Here is a 17,199-nt window from a genome sequence, read left to right on the forward strand (position 1 = left end):
CATGGACCTGAACACGATCGAGAGCGTGCTGACACCCGGCGTCCGGGAGGCCCTGCCGCCCTGGCGGACGGGCGACGCCTGGCTCGCGGGCGGGACTTGGCTGTTCTCCGAGCCGCAGCCGCATCTCGCCCGCCTCGTCGATCTCGCGGGGCTCGGCTGGGCGCCGCACGCGGTCACGGCGGAGGGCTTATCGATCGGGGCCACCTGCACCATCGCGGCGCTGGAGCGGCTCGACCTGCCCGCGGACTGGGCGGCGCGGCCGCTCGTCGGGCAGTGCTGCCGGGCGCTGCTCGGCTCGTTCAAGGTCTGGAACGCGGCGACCGTCGGCGGCAACCTCTGCCTCGCGCTGCCGGCCGGGCCGATGATCGCGCTCACCGCCGCCCTCGACGGCACCTGCCTGATCTGGACGCCGGAGGGGGGCGAGCGGCACCTGCCCGTGCTCGACCTCGTGCTGGGCCCTTGCGCGACGGCGCTCCACCCCGGCGAGGTGCTGCGCCGGATCGACCTGCCGGCCGCCGCGCTCCGGCGCCGCGCCGCCTTCCGGCGCATCGCCCTGAGCCCGAACGGACGCTCGGGCGCTCTGCTGATCGGCACGCTGGACGGGACGGGGGCCTTCGCCCTCACGGTAACGGCCGCGACCCGCCGGCCGCTGCAGGTCCGCTTCGCCACCGTGCCGGAGGCCGGGGCGCTGGAATCCGCGCTCGCGGCGATCCCGGACGACCTCTGGTACGACGACGTGCACGGCGCGCCCGCCTGGCGCCGCCACGTCACGGGGCTGCTCGCCGCGGAGATCCGCGGCGAACTCGCGAGCGAACCGGGGGAGGGGGCGTGATGCGGCTCACGGTCAACGGGCAGGCGCAAGGCGCCGACGCCCGCCCCGGCCAGTGCCTGCGCACCTATCTGCGCGGCCTCGGCTGGTACGGCGTCAAGAAGGGCTGCGACGCGGGCGATTGCGGCGCCTGCACGGTCCATCTCGATGGCGAGCCGGTCCATGCCTGCATCACCCCGGCCTTCCGGGCGGCGGGGCGCAGGGTCACGACGATCGAGGGGCTCGCGGGCGCCTGCGCGCCGGGGGGGCCCGTCCCCGCCGACCTCCACCCGATGCAGGCGCGCTTCCTCGCCGCGCAAGCGTTCCAGTGCGGCTTCTGCACCCCCGGCCTGGTGATGACGGCCGCCGCCCTCGACCAGGGCCAGCGCCGGGATCCCGGCGCGGCGCTGAAGGGCAATCTCTGCCGCTGCACCGGCTACGGCGCGATCGCCGACGCGCTCGACGGGGTCTCGCGGGCCGAGGCCTACGAGCCCGGCGCCGATCCGGTCGGGCGCTGCCTGCCCGCACCCGCGGGTCCCGCCGTGGTGACGGGCCGGGCCGCCTACACGCTCGACCACGCGGTGCCGGGGCTCCTGCACATGAAGGTGCTGCGCTCCCCCCACGCCAGCGCCCGCATCCGCGCGATCGATGCGGCCGCCGCCCGCGCGCTGCCCGGCGTCGTCGCGGTGCTCACCCACGCGGACGCGCCCGACCGCGCGTTCTCGACCGCCCGCCACCACAACCCGCGGGACGACGCCGCCGACACCCGGGTGCTCGATCCCGTCATCCGGTTTATTGGCCAGCGCGTCGCCGCGGTGGTGGCGGAGACGGAGGCCGCGGCCGAGGCCGCCCTCGCGCTGATCACGGTCGATTACGAGATCCGCCCCGGCGTGCTCGACCCGGAGGCGGCGCTCGCCCCCGGCACGCCCCGCGTCCACGATCCGGCCGACCGCCCCGCCCCGGAGCCCGGCGCCGACGCGCCCCCGCTGCACGGCCACCCGAACCTCGCGGCCGAGGCGCACGGGTCGATCGGCGACGTCGAGGCGGGCTTCGCGCAGGCCGACGCGGTGCACGAGGGCACCTACGTCTCGCAGCGGGTGCAGCACGCGCATCTGGAGACCCACGCGGCGATGGGCTGGCTCGACGCGGACGGGCGCCTCGTCATCCGCGCCTCGACCCAGGTCCCGTTCCTCACCCGGGACGCGCTCTGCGCCCTCTACGACCTGCCGCGCGAGCGGGTGCGGGTCGCCTGCGGCCGGGTCGGCGGGGGCTTCGGCGGCAAGCAGGAGATGCTGACCGAGGATCTGGTCGCGCTGGCCGTGCTCAAGCTCGGGCGCCCCGTGGTCTGGGAACTCACCCGCGAGGAGCAGTTCGCGACGACCACCACCCGCCACCCGATGCGGGTGCGGGTGAAGCTCGGGGCGAAGGCGGACGGCACGCTGACGGCCATCGCGCTCGACGTGTGCGCCGAGACCGGCGCCTACGGCAACCACGCGGGCGGCGTGCTCCACCACGGCTGCAACGAGGTGATCGCGGTCTACCGCTGCCCGAACAAGCGGGTGGACGGCACCAGCGTCTACACCAACACCGTGCCGGCCGGGGCCTTCCGCGGCTACGGGCTGAGCCAGACCATCTTCGCGATGGAATCGGCGATGGACGAGCTCGCCCGCACGCTCGGCATCGACCCGTTCGCGCTGCGCCGCCGCAACGCGGTGCGGCCGAGCGACCCGATGGTCTCGACGAGCCTGGAACCGCACGACGTGGAGTACGGCAGCTACGGCCTCGACCAGTGCCTGGACCTGGCCGAGGAGGCCCTGAGGGCCCTGCCGGCGGCCCGGCCCGAGCCCGGCTGGCGGGTGGGGCGGGGGATGGCGCTCGGCATGATCGACACGATCCCGCCCCGGGGCCATCTCGCCGAGGCGCGGATCCGGCTCGACCCGGACGGCACCTACGCGCTCCGAGCCGGCACCGCCGAGTTCGGCAACGGCACCGCCACGGTCCACGCCCAGCTCGCGGCCGCGGCGCTCGGCACCGCGCCCGACCGGATCCGCCTGGAGGCGGGGGACACCGACGCGGTCGGCTTCGACACCGGCGCCTACGGCAGCACCGGCATCGTGGTCGCGGGCCAAGCGACCCACCGGGCCGCGACCGCGCTCGCCGAGGCTCTGCGCGGGGCCGCCGCCGCGCGGCTCGGGGCCGACCCGGAGGCCTGCCGGCCGGAGCGGGACGGCGTCGCGGGGCCGGGCGGGACCGTTCCGCTCGCCGCGCTCGCCGGCCTGGCGGCGGAGGGGTTCGCCACCGGCACGCCCCGCTCGGTCGCCTTCAACGTGCAGGCCTTCCGGGTCGCGGTGCACGAGCGAACGGGCGTGGTGCGCATCCTCGACAGCATCCACGCGGCCGATGCTGGCCGAGTGATCAACCCGATGCAGTGCCGCGGCCAGGTCGAGGGCGGGGTGGCCCAGGCGATCGGCGCCGCGCTCTACGAGGACATGCGCCTCGCGGACGGCGCGGTCGCGACGCGCAGCTTCCGCAACTACCACATCCCGGCCTTCGCGGACGTGCCGCGCACCCGGGTGCTGTTCGCCGAGACCCACGACGCGGTGGGCCCGCTCGGCGCCAAGTCGATGAGCGAGAGCCCGTTCAACCCGGTCGCGGCGGCGCTTGCCAGCGCGATCCGCGACGCCACCGGCCACCGCCCGACCGCCACGCCCTTCGCCCCCGACCGGATCTTCTCGGGCGTGGCGGCGGCCTGCGCCGCACAGCCTGTCAGCAGCCCGTCATGAGCGACCTCGCATGAGCCACACAGCCGCCGAACTCGACGGCGCCGTCCGGGAGATCGCCGAGGAGATGCGGGAGCGGCCCGACCGGGGCACGGTCGCCGACTACATCCCGGAACTCGCCACCGTCGATCCGCGCCGCTTCGGCCTCGTGGTGATCGACGCCGCCGGCCACGTCGCGGCAGGCGGCGACGCGGACATGCCCTTCTCGATCCAGAGCATCTCGAAGGTCTTCACCCTGACGCTGGCGCTGGGCATGGTCGGCGACCGGCTCTGGCGGCGGGTCGGGCGCGAGCCCTCGGGCAGCCCCTTCAACTCGATCGTGCAGCTGGAGCGCGAGCGCGGCATCCCGCGCAACCCCTTCATCAACGCGGGCGCGATCGCGGTCACCGACGTGATCCTGTCCGGCCATCAGCCGCGGGAGGCGCTCGGCGAGATCCTGCGCTTCATGCAGTTCCTGGGGCAGGACGCCTCCATCGTCATCGACGAGGCGGTGGCGGCCTCCGAGCAGCGCACGGGGTTCCGCAACACGGCGCTGGCGAACTACATGAAGTCCTTCGGCGTGCTTGACAATCCGGTGGTCTACACGCTCGGCGTCTACTTCCACCACTGCGCCATCGCGATGTCGTGCCGCCAGCTCGCCACCGCCGGGCGGTTCCTGGCCCATTCGGGGATGAACCCGGCCACCGGCCACTCGGTGGTCTCGCCGGAGCGGGCGCGCCGCATCAACGCGATCATGCTGACCTGCGGCCACTACGACGGCTCGGGCGAGTTCGCCTACCGGGTCGGCCTGCCCGGCAAGAGCGGCGTGGGGGGCGGCATCCTGGCGGTCGCCCCCGGCAAGGCCTCGATCGCGGTCTGGTCGCCGGGCCTCGACGCCGCCGGCAACTCGCATCTCGGCCGCATCGCGCTGGAGGCGCTCACCCGGCGCATGGGCTGGTCGATCTTCGGAGTGTGAGATCCGTGCAGGGTGTCCGCTTCAGCGCCCGCGCGGGAGGCGGTTGCGCTCGGCCTCCTCCTGGATCGCGGCCTCGTGGTACCAGCCGCTGCCGGCGGTGCAGATCTGCGGGGCGGCGGCGGGCGCCGCCGCGCGGGCGGCCTGGCCGGCGCGGCCCCCGACCGGGAACGTGTAGATCTTGGCGGTCGGGCGATGGAAATCGGTGTTCATGGGGCTCGGCGCTCCCTCTATCCGCGATAGGGTCCCAACGCATCGGCGGCGCTGTCGATACGAAGATGCCCACTCTTTGCGCGTTCTGCACCCCAGAAATCACTGTTTGCCGGCAATTTGCGCAGCGTGCCTCTTGCGAAATCCACTGACGCCTGATCGCCCACGATTCTAAAAACCACTGCCTCTTCGGTGTGCGATTTTGAGGGTCCCCTGGCACTGCACAGAAGGCAGGCATTGAGCCGGCGCAATGGAAGAATGCCGCGTCGGCGCGAGACAAGTCGCGGTCCTCCGGGCGGTTCCGTCACCGAGGCGCGTTTTTCGCCGCTTCCCGCGCCCGAGACCGCGGGATTGGCACGGCCTGTGCAAGAGGGGCCGCGAGCCGTCGCCGGCGCACAGGATCCGCGATCTCCAGGACTTTTACTCCAGGACTTTTGTCAGGGTTTGACGAGAGAATCACGATGACGAAGTACAAGCTCGAATACATCTGGCTCGACGGCTACACGCCGGTTCCGAACCTGCGCGGCAAGACCCAGATCAAGGAATTTTCCGAGTTCCCGACCCTCGAGCAGCTGCCGATGTGGGGCTTCGACGGCTCCTCGACCAAGCAGGCCGAGGGCGGCTCCTCCGACTGCATGCTGAAGCCGATCCGCCACTTCCCCGACCCGGCCCGCACCAACGGCGTGCTGGTGCTCTGCGAGGTGATGATGCCGGACGGCGTCACCCCGCACGAGTCGAACAAGCGCGCCACCATCCTCGACGACGAGGGCGCCTGGTTCGGCTTCGAGCAGGAATACTTCTTCTACCAGAACGGCCGCCCGCTCGGCTTCCCCGAGAGCGGCTACCCGGCCCCGCAGGGCCCCTACTACACCGGCGTCGGCTACTCCAACGTCGGCTCGGTCGCCCGCCAGATCGTCGAGGAGCACCTCGACCTCTGCCTCGCCGCCGGCATCAACCACGAGGGCATCAACGCCGAGGTGGCCAAGGGCCAGTGGGAGTTCCAGATCTTCGGCAAGGGCTCCAAGCGGGCTGCCGACGAGATGTGGATGGCGCGCTACCTGATGCAGCGCCTCTGCGAGAAGTACGAGATCGACATCGAGTATCACTGCAAGCCGCTCGGCGACACCGACTGGAACGGCTCGGGCATGCACTGCAACTTCTCGACCGCCTACATGCGTGAAGTCGGCGGCAAGGAGTATTTCGAGGCGCTCATGGCCGCCTTCGACAAGAACCTTCACGACCACATCGCCGTCTACGGCCCGGACAACGACAAGCGCCTGACCGGCAAGCACGAGACCGCGCCCTGGAACAAGTTCTCCTACGGTGTGGCCGATCGCGGCGCCTCGATCCGCGTGCCGCACTCCTTCGTGAAGAACGGCTACAAGGGCTATCTTGAGGATCGCCGCCCGAACTCGATGGGCGACCCCTACCAGATCGCCAGCCAGGTGCTGAAGACCATCTCCGAGGTTCCGACCGGCGCCGCCGCGGCCGCCGCCTGATCCTCCGCGGCGCGGGACGCGCGCCGCACCATCGCCCGAGGGGCCGGCGATCCGCGAGGGTCGCCGGCCCCTCCTCGTTGCGGGCTTCGCACGCTTCGGCGCCGCGCAACCTGAGCACGAGGATTAAGCCTAATGAAGCATAAACGCCTCACGGGCGCGTGACTTTGTTCCCAGGTCCGCCAAAACCTGAGATGGTCGAGGCATCGGGAGGGCAGGGCATGATCGAGCGGCGGCGAAACGGGCGGAACCGGACCTTCCTGGGCGGTGCGATCACCTTCAACCATGGCCAGCAGACCCTGTCCTGCCGCGTGCGCAACCTCGGCACAGAGGGGGCCCGGCTCGACTTCAGCGGCGCCGTGCCGTTGCCGGAGGAACTCGACCTGTCGATCGAGTCGCGCCGGGAGCATCACCGTGCGCGGGTCGTCTGGCGGCGCGGCGACAGCCTGGGCGTGGCCTTCCTGCCGCGGGCCGCGAACCTGATCGATCTGGCGAGCGCGCGCCGCGCCCGGACCTGACGGGCCGAGCCGCTCCGGCTACCGCCGGTGCTTCGCCCGTCGCATGCAGGCGTGGTAGATCTGCCGGCCGATCGCCTCGGGTTCGAGGCCGCGGGGATTGGGCGCCGAGAACACGCGGGCGCGGGCTTCCTGACGGCAGGCGGCATCCTGCGGGCCGCGGATCGGCGGCTCCGCGCGCGCGCCACCCGCGGCAAGCGCTGCCAACGCCATCCCCAAACAGGCCCCGATCGTCGCGCGCGTGTCGGTCATCGTACGGATCCCCCTGCGGCCCGGTTCGGGGCCGCCCCACCCGAACAATAGCGCGGCCCGGCCGCGGAGGAAGCGGGACAGGACGCGGACGCTCGGCGGCCGCCGCCGCGTCAGGGCATCACCCACACGCAGCCGCCCGAGGGCTGCGCGAGGCACTCGTAGGGGGCGCCGCCCACCATCGCGCGGTGCTCGACCGCGCCGATCCCCTCGCGCGGGACGAGCCGGCAGCCGGGCCGGCCGGCGACGAGGGCCGCGGCGCGGGTCCGGTCCTCGCCCGCGCTCGCGGCAAGCTGGCGCAGGGCCACGAGGCTCTCGCAGACCGGGACGGTCGCGGCCGGAGCCTGCGCGGCGGCCGGCAGGGCGGCGAGCAGCAGAAGGGGACAGGGCAGGAAGCGCATCGCTCGGCTCCGCGCGGATCGGAGGCGGGGAGATGGGATGCGGCGGCCGCGCGCCAAGGGGTTCCGCCGGCACGCGGCCCCACCGACGGCGCGGACCGGTCCGGCGGATTGTGCCGAGATCCTCGCCGAGATCCTTGCCGACATGCAAACGCCGTCCGTGCGGGGCACGGACGGCGTCGGTGGACGATTGATGATCGGCCGGGGCGGCGGCCCGAATGGGCCGCGCCGTCTCAGCGCTTCACTTTCGCCTTGGCCTTGCGGGCGGCGTAGCGGGCGTCGCGAGCCGCCTTCTTGGCAGAGAGCTCGGCGGCCTTGCGCTCCTGCGTGGCGGCGAGTTCCGCCTGCTCGCGGGCGATCTGGGCGGCGAGTTCCGCCTCCTCGCGGGCGCGCTTCTCGGCCGCGGCCTTCAGCTCGGCGGCGACGCGGGCGGCCTCGCGCTCGCGGGTGCGCTCCTCGCGGGCGCGGGTGACCGCGGCACGGGCCTCGGCCTTGGCCCGGACCTCAGGGTCGTCGGCCGGGGGGCGGGCCTTGAACTTGGCCAGCAGGGCGGCCTTGGCATTGGCGGAATTCTGGCGGCGGTCGTCGAAGTTCCTGTAGTCGAATGCGCTCATCTGGCCTTTCTCGATCGATGTTCGATGCTCGTGCTCCCGTACGGTCCAGCCGGATCCGATGGGTCGGGCCGGACGAAGGGCGCGGTCCGCGAGCCGCAGGCTCGGGCCGTTCTCGGAGTGGGACGGACAGCCAATGACCGATGCGCCCCTTCAAGGCAACCGACGACGGACCCTGTAGGAGCCCATCCCGGTAACATTTGTCGTCCTTCCGACGAAAGTTTCTGCGACGGATGCCGAAATACCTCAGGCGTGCCGATAATCGCGGCGGTCAGAACCACCGCTCCCGGGCGTCGGAGGACTGTCGATCGGCCCCGCACCGCGTCGGGCCGTCTCGTCTGGACGGTGCTTGAGGTAGGGCCTCGTACCCGATCCGGCAAGGCCGCGCAGCGCCGTCCGGCGCAGCCCAGCCATCCCCCCGCCGCGCGGGAGGCTCGCGGGAGGCTGTGGACAGCCCTGTGCAGATCCGGCCCGGCGGGCGAACCGGACGGCTCCCGGACGGCCTGCGGCGCCGCGTCAGAAGCCCTGAGGTTGCTGGTCCAGCCTCGTGCGGCTAGGCTCGGTCCCTCGCGGGTGGGGGGCCTGCCTCGGATCGGACGGGCGCTAGCCCTCCGGCGACCGGCCTCCCGGTCGCGGCGCGTCGGCGGTTCCGCTCGCTCCGGGTGCCCGCGTCGCGCCGGCACCTGAAGCGGGGGGCTTCAACCATGACGACCGCACTGGTGCGCCGACGCGGCCCGAACGCGACGGCGCGCAAAGCCTACGCCGCAGGGCGCGCGTGGTCGCGCGTCGCGTGAGGATGCGCGGACCTGCCGGTGCGGACCGGCCCGCGGCGCTCGGCCGCGGGTGCGCCTGCGCAAGAGCCTCCGTTGCCTGGGCTCCGGGTTCCTGGTCTCTGGGCTCCTGGGTTCTGGCGGCCGGGCTCGCGCTCGGCGGCCCGGCGCCGGCCGCCGCCTTCGACCTGTTCGGCCTCTTCGGGGAGAGCGAGGAGCCGCTCGCCCCCTCCATGACGGCGCTGCCCTACGACGTGAAGGTCCGCGGCGCGGACGACGACGCGCTCGTCACCGCGGTGCAGGACGCCTCCAGCCTGTACAAGCTCCGCCGCGAGCCGCCCCCGGACGGGGAGGGGCTGGCGCGCCGGGGCGAGGCGGACCTGCGCAAGCTCCCCGAGGTGCTGGAGGGCTACGGCTACTACGCGGGCCGGGCCGCCGTGCGGATCGGCGCGGTGACGCTCTCCGGCGAGGCCTCGCTGGACCGGGCCGCCCGCTCGGCCGAGGCCGACCGGGGCCGGGCCCTGGTGCCGGTGAAGATCGTGGTCGATCCGGGGCCCCTCTACCACCTGCGCCGCGTCGCGGTGCTGGACCGGGCCGGCCGGCCGCTGCCGCCGGCGCTGATCCCCGAGCGCCTGACCCGGGTCGATCCCGACACCCCCGCCCGCTCGGCCGCCGTGCTCGCCCGGGAGGCGGCGATCGTCGACCGCCTGCGCGGGCTCGGCCACCCCTTCGCCAAGGTGGTGCGGCGCGACCCCGTGGTGGACGACGCCGCCCGCGTCATGGACGTGACCCTGACGGTCGATCCCGGGCCGAGGGCGGGGCTCGGGCCGGTCGCGGTGCGGGGCGCCGAGGGCGTCGACCCGGCGGTGATCCGCTCCTTCATCTACACGGAGCCGGGCGACCCGTACTCGCCCAAGGCGCTCGCCGACATGCGGAAATCGCTGGCGAAGGTCGAGGCGCTGGGCTCGGTCCGGGTGCGCGAGGGCGAGGCGCTGGATGCGGACGGCAACCTGCCGATCTTCGTGGACCTCACCGAGCGGCCGCGGAACCTGATCGGCGTCTCGGCCCGCTACTCCACGGTCGACGGGCCGGGCGTGCGGGCGACCTACACCAACCGCAACCTGTTCGGCGGGGGCGAGACGCTGCGCCTCGACGCCGACCTCTACTATCTCGGCAACGACCTCTACGCCCGCCAGCGCAAGCTCGCGGGCATCGACTCGAACGGGCTCGGCGGCCGCCTCGCCGCGACCTTCGTGAAGCCCGCGCTGTGGGGCAGCCGCACCGACCTCGTGATGAGCGCCTTCGCGGGCCGCGAGGCGCAGCAGAGCTACGTGGTCGATGCGGGCGGCGGCACGGTGGGCCTGCGCCAGCGCTTCTCCGACACGTTCTTCGCGCAACTCGGCATCGAGGGACAGGCCGGCCGCTCGCAGGACGCGCTCGGCAAGGTCGATTACCGGCTGGTGGGGGTGGGCGCCTCGGTCGCCTACGACTCGACCGACAGCCTGCTCGACCCGACCCGGGGCGTGCGGCTCACCGCATCGGCCACGCCCTACGCGGGCTTCCTCGGCTCGGACCCCGCGATCTTCGTGGCGAAGGCGCAGGGCTCGACCTACTGGGCGCTGGACGCCGACGCCAACTACGTCCTCGCCGGCCGCCTCGGCTTCGGCTCGATCTCGGGCGCCTCGCTGGAGGATATCCCGGCCAATATCCGCTTCTTCGCGGGCGGCGGCGGCTCGGTGCGCGGCTTCCCCTTCCGCACCCTCGGACCCCGCGGCCCCTTCGGCCTGCCGGTCGGCGGCAAGAGCCTGCTGGAAGCCTCGCTCGAGGCCCGCATCAAGGTCACGGACACGATCGGCATCGTGCCCTTCCTCGATGCCGGCACGGCGTTCGCCGGCTCGCTGCCCGATTTCGACGAGCGCATCCGCACGGCGGTGGGCCTGGGACTGCGCTACTACACCGGCATCGGCCCGATCCGCGTCGACGTCGCCTTCCCGCTCGACCGGATCAAGGGATACCGCGAGCCCCCGGCCGCCCTCTACATCAGCCTGGGACAGGCGTTCTGATGGTGTTTCCGAGGAAGCCCGGACGATCGGTTTCAGGCACGCGCATCCCCTCTCCCCGCTTGCGGGGAGAGGGGCGAGCCCCCCTCGTCGGGGGCGAGCCGAGCGATCGATCCCACGGGGATCGACGCGGGGGTGAGGGGGCGATGCCGGAGGAGGCTCGTCCTTCGAGGCCCCCTCACCCCCGGCTGCCGCCTCGCCGCGCCGACGACAGGGTCGTCGCGGCCCTCTCCCCGCGCGTGGGGAGAGGGGGTTGCTGCGTCGCCGTGGCGGGTCTCCTCGTCCTCACACTCGCCGCACCTGCCACCCGCGCGGCCGACGAGGGCGAGAAATCCGTGCTCGGCGGGCTCCTCTCCAAGGCCCTCTCCACGCCCTCCTCCCGGGTCGCGATCGGCGCGGTCGACGGCGCGCTGTCCTCCGACGCCACCATCCGCGACGTGGCGATCAGCGACCGCGACGGCGTCTGGCTGCGGCTCGACCGCGCCCGCATCGTCTGGCGGCGCCTCGCCCTGCTGTCGGGCCGGCTGGAGGTGGACAGCCTGGAGATCGGGAAGATCGAGGTGCTGCGCCGGCCGATCCCGGCCGCCCACCCGGCGACCGAGGAGCCCGACGGCACCCTGCTGCCGGACCTGCCGGTGAAGATCGCGGTGAAAGCCTTCCGCCTCGCCGAGCTGGCGCTGGCCGAGCCCGTCGCGGGCCAGAATGCCCGGCTCGCGGCGAGCGGCACGGTGCGGCTCGGCAACCCGGCCGAGGGGCTCGACCTCGATGTCAGCGTCAACCGGCTGGATGCCGGCGGCAGCTTCGCGGCCCGCCTGCTCTTCGTGCCGAAGGGCGAGCGGCTGGAGGTGAGGACCGTGCTGAGCGAGCCCGCGGGCGGGCTGCTCTCGAAGGGCCTGAACGTGCCGGGCGAGCCGCCGATCGCCCTCGATCTCGACGGGCGCGGCACCCTCGACGCCTGGAACGCCCGTCTGAACTTCGACGCGGGCGAGGGCATCGGCGCGAAGGGCGGCGCCCGGATCTCGCGGGTCGGGGCGGAGCGCCGCCTCGGGCTCGACCTCGCCGCCCGGGTCGAGGGCCTGCTGCCCGGCCCCGCCGCCGCGGTCTTCGCCGGCACGACGAAGCTCGACGGCGCGATCGGCTTCGCCGACAGCGGGGCGCTGCGGATCGACCGGCTCGAACTCGCCTCCCGCACCGCGCGGCTGGAAGCCCGCGGCAATCTCGACGCGGCGCGCAACGCCGACTTCCTGCTCCAGGCCCGCGCGGTGCCGACCGAGGGCGACGTCACCCGGACCGAGCGGGCCGAGATCCGCACGCTGGTGCTCGACGCCAGCCTCAAGGGGCCGCTCGGCCGGCCGCGGGTGCTGGGGACGCTGCGCGCCGCGGGCCTGCGGGCGGGGGACAGCGCGCTCGACCGGATCGAGGCGAACCTGAAGGCCGAGCCGGCGGACGCCCAGCGCTTCGCGCTCGCGGCCGATGCGCGGGTGGAGGGCTTGGCACTCACCGACCCGGCCCTGCAGCGGGCGATCGGCGGACGCGCCGCCCTCGATTTCGCCGGCAGCCTCGACCCGGACAACGTGCTCACCGTCTCGCGCCTCGCCCTGGAGGCGCCGACGCTCACCGCGACCTACGCCGGCCGGATCGGCCGCAACACGCTCTCGGGCACGGCGGAGGGAAGGCTCGGCGACGTCGCGGCCTTCTCCGGCCTCGCCGGGCGGCGCCTTGCCGGAAGTCTTGCGGGCACGGCCCGGCTCGGCGGCGACCCGGCCCGCCGGGCGGTCTCGGCCGAGGTGGACCTCCGCGCGGGCGATCTCGCGCTGGGCACGCCGGTGCTCGACCGGCTGCTCGGCGAGACCCCGCGCTTCACCGGCCGCCTCTCGACCGTCTACGACGGCTACGGCTTCGACGCGGTGCGGCTCGAGGGCGCGCGCATGATCGCCCGGCTGGAGGGCCGCGCCACCGCGCGGCTGGCCGACGCCCGGGCCGACATCGACCTCAAGGACCTCTCCGGCCTCGACCCGCGGCTCGGCGGCCGGGCCACCCTGTCGGGCCGGCTCACCGGCACCCTGGAGCGCCCGAACCTCGCCGCCGTGATCGAGGCGCCGGAGGCGAGCGCGCTCGGCCGCCCGGTCCGGGGCCTGCGGGCGGACGCGATCGTCACGGACGCGCTGGGCCAGGCGGATGCCAGCCTCAAGCTCGCCGGCAGTGTCGGCGGCAAGCCGCTCGCGGGCGACCTCCACCTCGCCCGGGCGGGTGCCGACTGGCAGCTCGACCGGCTGAACCTCGCCCTCGGCTCGGTGAGCCTCGCCGGTCAGGGGCGTCTCGCCGCGGAATCCTGGCTCGCCGAGGGCGATCTGGCGCTGAAGGCCGGCGACCTCGACGACCTCTCGGCCCTGGCGCTGACCCGCCTCGGCGGCGGCCTGGAGGCCGACCTCGCCCTCACCCGCGCGGGCGGGCGCCAGGACGCGGCGCTGAAGGCCCGGGCGGCGCAGCTGCGCGCCGGGGAAATCGGCCTCGCCCGGCTCGACGCCGACCTGCGGGGCTCGGACCTGCGCGCCGCGCCGCGGCTCGACGGGCGCCTGGAGGCCGACCGGCTGATCGCGGCGGGCGAGAGCCTCGACACGGTCCGCCTCACCGCGACCGGCGGCCCGCAGGCGACCGACCTCGTACTCGCGGCAAAAGCCCGCGGCTTCGACCTCGACGGCGCCGCCCGGCTGATGCCGGGCCCGCCGCTGCGGCTGGCCCTCGCACGGTTCAGCGCGGCGCGCGGGGCCGACCGGCTCGCGCTGGCGGCACCCGCCACGCTGACCTTCGCGGACGGCGCGGTCGCGGTGGACAGCCTCGCGGTGAATGCGGGCTCCGGCCGCCTGACGCTCGCCGGCCGGGCGGGGCGCGACGCCCTCGACCTGAAGATCGGCATCCGGGCCCTGCCGCTGGCGCTCGCCCGCATCGCCAGCCCGCGGCTCCAGGTCTCCGGCACCCTCGACGGCGAGGCCGACCTCGCCGGCACGCCCGAGCGCCCGAGAGGTCGCTACAGCCTGAGCCTCGCCCGTGTGGTGACGCCCGAGACCCGCCGCGCCGGCCTGCCGCCGGTCGAGGCGCGGGCCTCCGGCACGCTCAGCGACGGCCGGGTCGGGATCGACGGGCGGGTGAGCGCGGGACGCGGCGCAGAGCTGACGCTCGGCGGCTCGCTGCCGGTCGATCCGGACGAGGCCCTGGCGCTCACCGCCCGGGGCACGCTCGACGCCGCCCTCGCCAACAGCCTGCTCAGCGCTTCGGGCCAGCGGGTCGGCGGGCGGGTGGCCCTCGACGCGCGGATCGGCGGCACGCCCGCCGCGCCCCGGGCCGAGGGCGCGGCGACGCTCTCGGGCGGCAGCTTCACCGACCCGCTCCAGGGCATCCGCCTCACCGACATCCAGGGACGGGCGGTCGGGCGCGGCGACACGATCGTGCTGGAACGCCTCACCGCCGCGACCCGCAACGGCGGCACGCTCGGCGCCGAGGGGCGCGTCGCGCTGGAGCCGGCCCGGGGCTTCCCGGGCTCCGTGCGCATCACCGGCCGGAACGCGGAGCTGGTCTCGAGCCCCCTCGTCACCGCGGTGGCAGGGCTCGACCTCAGCTTGAGCGGTCCGCTGGCGGAAAGACCGCGGATCACCGGCCGGGTCGATCTGGCCTCGGTCGAGGTCTCGGTGCCGGACCGGCTGCCCGCGACCGCCAAGCCGCTGCCGGGCACGCGCCGAGTCAACACCACGCCGGAGGTGCGCGCCCGCCTCGCCAGCCGGCCGCAGGCGCGCCAGCCCGCCGCCGCGGGGAAACGGGGCCGGGCCGCGGCGCCCTTCGACGCCGCCCTCGACATCCAGGTGGAGGCGCCGAACCGCATCTTCGTGCGCGGGCGCGGCATCGACGCGGAACTCGGCGGCAGCTTGCGCGTCACCGGCTCCTCGCGCGATCCCGGGGCGACGGGCGCCTTCGAGATGCGCCGCGGGCGGCTGCAGATCATCGGCCAGCGCCTCGACTTCACCCGCGGGCGCCTGACCTTCGGGGGCGAGCTGACCCGGCCGGACCTCGACTTCCTGGCCGAGACCAAGGCGACCGACATCACGGCCCGCGTCGCGGTCACCGGGCCGGCCAACCAGCCGGCCTTCGAGATCTCCTCGGACCCGACCCTGCCGCAGGACGAGGTGCTGTCGCGGCTCCTCTTCAAGAAGGCCTCGGGCAGCCTGTCGCCGTTCCAGGCGCTGCAGCTGGCCCAGGCCGTGTCGCAGCTCTCCGGCGGGGCCGGGGGGCCGGACGTGTTCGAATCCGCCCGCAAGGGGCTCGGGCTCGACAGCCTCGACGTCTCGACCGGCACCAGCGGCGGCCCGGCGGTCGGGGCCTCGCGCTACCTCTCGGACCGGCTCAGCGTCGGCGTGAAGGCCGGCGCCAAGCCCGCCGACACGGGCGCGGTGATCAACTACGACGTGACACGCCGGGTGAAGGTCCAGGGCGAGGCCGGCAGCGACGGCCGCACCAGCCTCGGCGTCGGCGCCGAGTGGGAGTGGTAGGGCCGCGCGCCCCGGGACCCCGCCAAAGGGTCACGACCCTTTGGAAACCCGGAACTCTCAGATCGAGAACGACGTGCCGCAGCCGCAGGAGGCGGTGGCCAGCGGGTTCACGATCTTGAAGGACTGGCCGATCAGGTCGTTCACGAAGTCGATGGTCGAGCCGCTCATGTATTCCAGCGAGACCGGGTCGATCACCACGGTCGCGCCGTCGCGCTCCACCGCCACGTCCTGGTCGACGCGGTCGCGGGCGATGTCGAAGGCGTAGGAGAAGCCCGAGCAGCCGCCGCCGTTGACGCTGATGCGCAGCACCGAGCCGGGCGGCTCGGCGCCCATGATCTCGTTGATGCGCCGGGCGGCGCGGGGGGTCAGGGTGATCTCGGTCATCGATGCATCCGACATGAATCTACCGGAAGGCCTTGTGCGTAAGCGGGCGCCCGGCGATTGCCGGACGCACCCAGGCCCACAAGATATGGGCGACGGACGGGCCCCGCAACGCGGGCAGGGTTGGGGGTGTCATGCGGGTATCCATGCGGGTATCGGAGCGGAGAGGATCGCGTGCGGCCGCCCGGTGAGCGCTGGCGCGCGCCCTACGCCACGGATCCGGCGCGCACGCGCGGGCGGCTGATCCCCGAGCCGGCCTCGCCGACCCGCAGCGCCTTCCAGCGCGACCGCGACCGCATCGTCCACGCCACCGCCTTCCGGCGGCTGAAGCACAAGACCCAGGTCTTCGTGCACCACGAGGGCGACCATTACCGCACCCGCCTCACCCACACCCTGGAGGTCAGCCAGATCGCCCGCGCGCTCGCCCGCGCGCTCGGCCTCGACGAGGATCTGGCCGAGGCGCTGGCGCTCTCCCACGACCTTGGCCACACCTGCTTCGGCCACACCGGCGAGGACGCCCTCGACGCCTGCATGGCGCCCTACGGCGGCTTCGACCACAACGCCCAGGCGCTGCGCATCGTCACGCGGCTGGAGCGGCGCTACGCCGGCTTCGACGGGCTCAACCTCGCCTGGGAGACGCTGGAGGGGCTGGTCAAGCACAACGGCCCGCTCTTGGAGGCAGACGGCATCCCGACGCCGCGCTACCGGCAGGCCGGCATCCCGGCGGCGATCCTGGAATTCGACGCGCTCTTTCCCCTCGAACTCGCCCACCATGCCGGGCCGGAGGCGCAGGTCGCGGCACTGGCCGATGACATCGCCTACGACAGCCACGACCTCGACGACGGCTTGCGGGCCGGCCTGTTCGACCTCGCGGATCTCGCGGAGGTGCCGTTCCTGAAGAGCCTGCTGGACGAGATCGACGGCCTTCACCCGGGGCTGGAGACGTCGCGAAAGATCCACGAGCTGGCCCGGAGGGTGATCACCCGCTTCGTCGAGGACCTGATCGGGCAGGGCGAGCGCCGCATCGCGGAACTCGGGCCGGCAAGCGTCGAGGACATCCGCGCGGCGGGCGCGCCGGTCATCGCGTTCTCGCCGGCCATCGCGGCGGCGGACGCCGACATCAAGCGCTTCCTCTACGCCCGGATGTACCGCCATCCCGGCGTGATGGCGGTGCGCGCCAAGGCGAACGCCATCGTGGCCGACCTGTTCGCGGCCTTCTCGGCCGACCCGGTCCGGATGCCCGAGGAGTGGAGCGCGGGGCTGAGCGACGCCTCCGAGGCCCGGGTGGCGCGCCGGATCAGCGACTACATCGCCGGCATGACCGACACCTACGCGGTGCTCGCCCACCGGAGCCTCTTCCGCTCGACGCCAGACCTGCACTGGTCCCCGCCGAGCCGCGGCCTGCCGCTCGCCGAGCCGTGAGGCCCG

The 17,199-nt window shown here is 74.1% G+C and carries 13 protein-coding genes; 8 read left to right on the forward strand and 5 right to left on the reverse strand.

The annotated features are described in order from the left end of the window. Position 1 precedes the first annotated feature (1 nt). Genes DK427_RS17145 through DK427_RS17155 form a run of 3 tightly spaced genes read left to right on the forward strand, consistent with a single transcriptional unit; the run spans position 2 to position 4,543 of the window. Positions 2 to 832 (forward strand): FAD binding domain-containing protein, encoded by an 831-nt coding sequence (locus DK427_RS17145; protein WP_109952317.1) that lies wholly within the window; start codon positions 2 to 4, stop codon positions 830 to 832. Beyond that, a complete protein-coding gene (locus tag DK427_RS17150; RefSeq protein ID WP_109952318.1) occupies positions 832 to 3,591 on the forward strand; it encodes a molybdopterin-dependent oxidoreductase in 2,760 nt (919 codons plus the stop codon). The genes DK427_RS17145 and DK427_RS17150 overlap by 1 nt, the downstream gene beginning before the upstream one ends. A 10-nt stretch (positions 3,592 to 3,601) precedes the next feature. Next, positions 3,602 to 4,543, forward strand: coding sequence for a glutaminase (locus DK427_RS17155; protein WP_109952319.1), 942 nt, complete (start codon positions 3,602 to 3,604; stop codon positions 4,541 to 4,543). A gap of 21 nt (positions 4,544 to 4,564) precedes the next feature. Here the strand turns inward: DK427_RS17155 and DK427_RS17160 are convergent, their stop codons facing one another. After that, on the reverse strand, positions 4,565 to 4,753 hold the full coding sequence (locus tag DK427_RS17160) for a DUF2735 domain-containing protein (RefSeq protein WP_109952320.1): 189 nt from the start codon (positions 4,751 to 4,753) through the stop codon (positions 4,565 to 4,567). A gap of 458 nt (positions 4,754 to 5,211) precedes the next feature. Here DK427_RS17160 and DK427_RS17165 point away from each other — a divergent pair, with 458 nt between their 5' ends. Further along, positions 5,212 to 6,249, forward strand: a complete 1,038-nt coding sequence (locus DK427_RS17165; RefSeq protein WP_109952321.1) for a glutamine synthetase beta-grasp domain-containing protein — start codon at positions 5,212 to 5,214, stop codon at positions 6,247 to 6,249. Positions 6,250 to 6,467: 218 nt separating this feature from the next. Next, a complete protein-coding gene (locus DK427_RS17170) occupies positions 6,468 to 6,764 on the forward strand; it encodes a PilZ domain-containing protein (RefSeq protein ID WP_162559820.1) in 297 nt (98 codons plus the stop codon). Between the two features lie 18 nt (positions 6,765 to 6,782). Here DK427_RS17170 and DK427_RS17175 read toward each other — a convergent pair whose 3' ends face one another. The 3 genes from DK427_RS17175 to DK427_RS17185 form a co-directional block, all read right to left on the reverse strand. Further along, the gene (locus tag DK427_RS17175; protein WP_245930607.1) at positions 6,783 to 7,013 is read right to left on the reverse strand and encodes a hypothetical protein; all 231 of its coding nucleotides are present in this window, start codon (positions 7,011 to 7,013) and stop codon (positions 6,783 to 6,785) included. A gap of 110 nt (positions 7,014 to 7,123) precedes the next feature. Then, positions 7,124 to 7,411, reverse strand: a complete 288-nt coding sequence (locus DK427_RS17180) for a hypothetical protein (protein ID WP_109952323.1) — start codon at positions 7,409 to 7,411, stop codon at positions 7,124 to 7,126. A 230-nt stretch (positions 7,412 to 7,641) separates the two neighbouring features. Continuing rightward, a complete protein-coding gene (locus tag DK427_RS17185; RefSeq protein ID WP_109952324.1) occupies positions 7,642 to 8,022 on the reverse strand; it encodes a DUF6481 family protein in 381 nt (126 codons plus the stop codon). 793 nt (positions 8,023 to 8,815) lie between these two features. On the opposite strand from DK427_RS17185, the gene DK427_RS17190 reads away from it, so the two are divergent. Continuing rightward, positions 8,816 to 10,852, forward strand: a complete 2,037-nt coding sequence (locus DK427_RS17190; RefSeq protein WP_109952325.1) for an autotransporter assembly complex protein TamA — start codon at positions 8,816 to 8,818, stop codon at positions 10,850 to 10,852. A gap of 143 nt (positions 10,853 to 10,995) precedes the next feature. Continuing rightward, positions 10,996 to 15,390, forward strand: coding sequence for a translocation/assembly module TamB domain-containing protein (locus tag DK427_RS17195; protein ID WP_109952326.1), 4,395 nt, complete (start codon positions 10,996 to 10,998; stop codon positions 15,388 to 15,390). 57 nt (positions 15,391 to 15,447) lie between these two features. Here the strand turns inward: DK427_RS17195 and DK427_RS17200 are convergent, their stop codons facing one another. Beyond that, positions 15,448 to 15,774, reverse strand: coding sequence for a HesB/IscA family protein (locus tag DK427_RS17200; RefSeq protein WP_109952327.1), 327 nt, complete (start codon positions 15,772 to 15,774; stop codon positions 15,448 to 15,450). A 171-nt stretch (positions 15,775 to 15,945) separates the two neighbouring features. On the opposite strand from DK427_RS17200, the gene DK427_RS17205 reads away from it, so the two are divergent. After that, a complete protein-coding gene (locus tag DK427_RS17205) occupies positions 15,946 to 17,193 on the forward strand; it encodes a deoxyguanosinetriphosphate triphosphohydrolase (RefSeq protein ID WP_109952328.1) in 1,248 nt (415 codons plus the stop codon). Positions 17,194 to 17,199: the final 6 nt, after the last annotated feature.

Source organism: Methylobacterium radiodurans (assembly GCF_003173735.1).
Lineage (GTDB): Bacteria > Pseudomonadota > Alphaproteobacteria > Rhizobiales > Beijerinckiaceae > Methylobacterium > Methylobacterium radiodurans.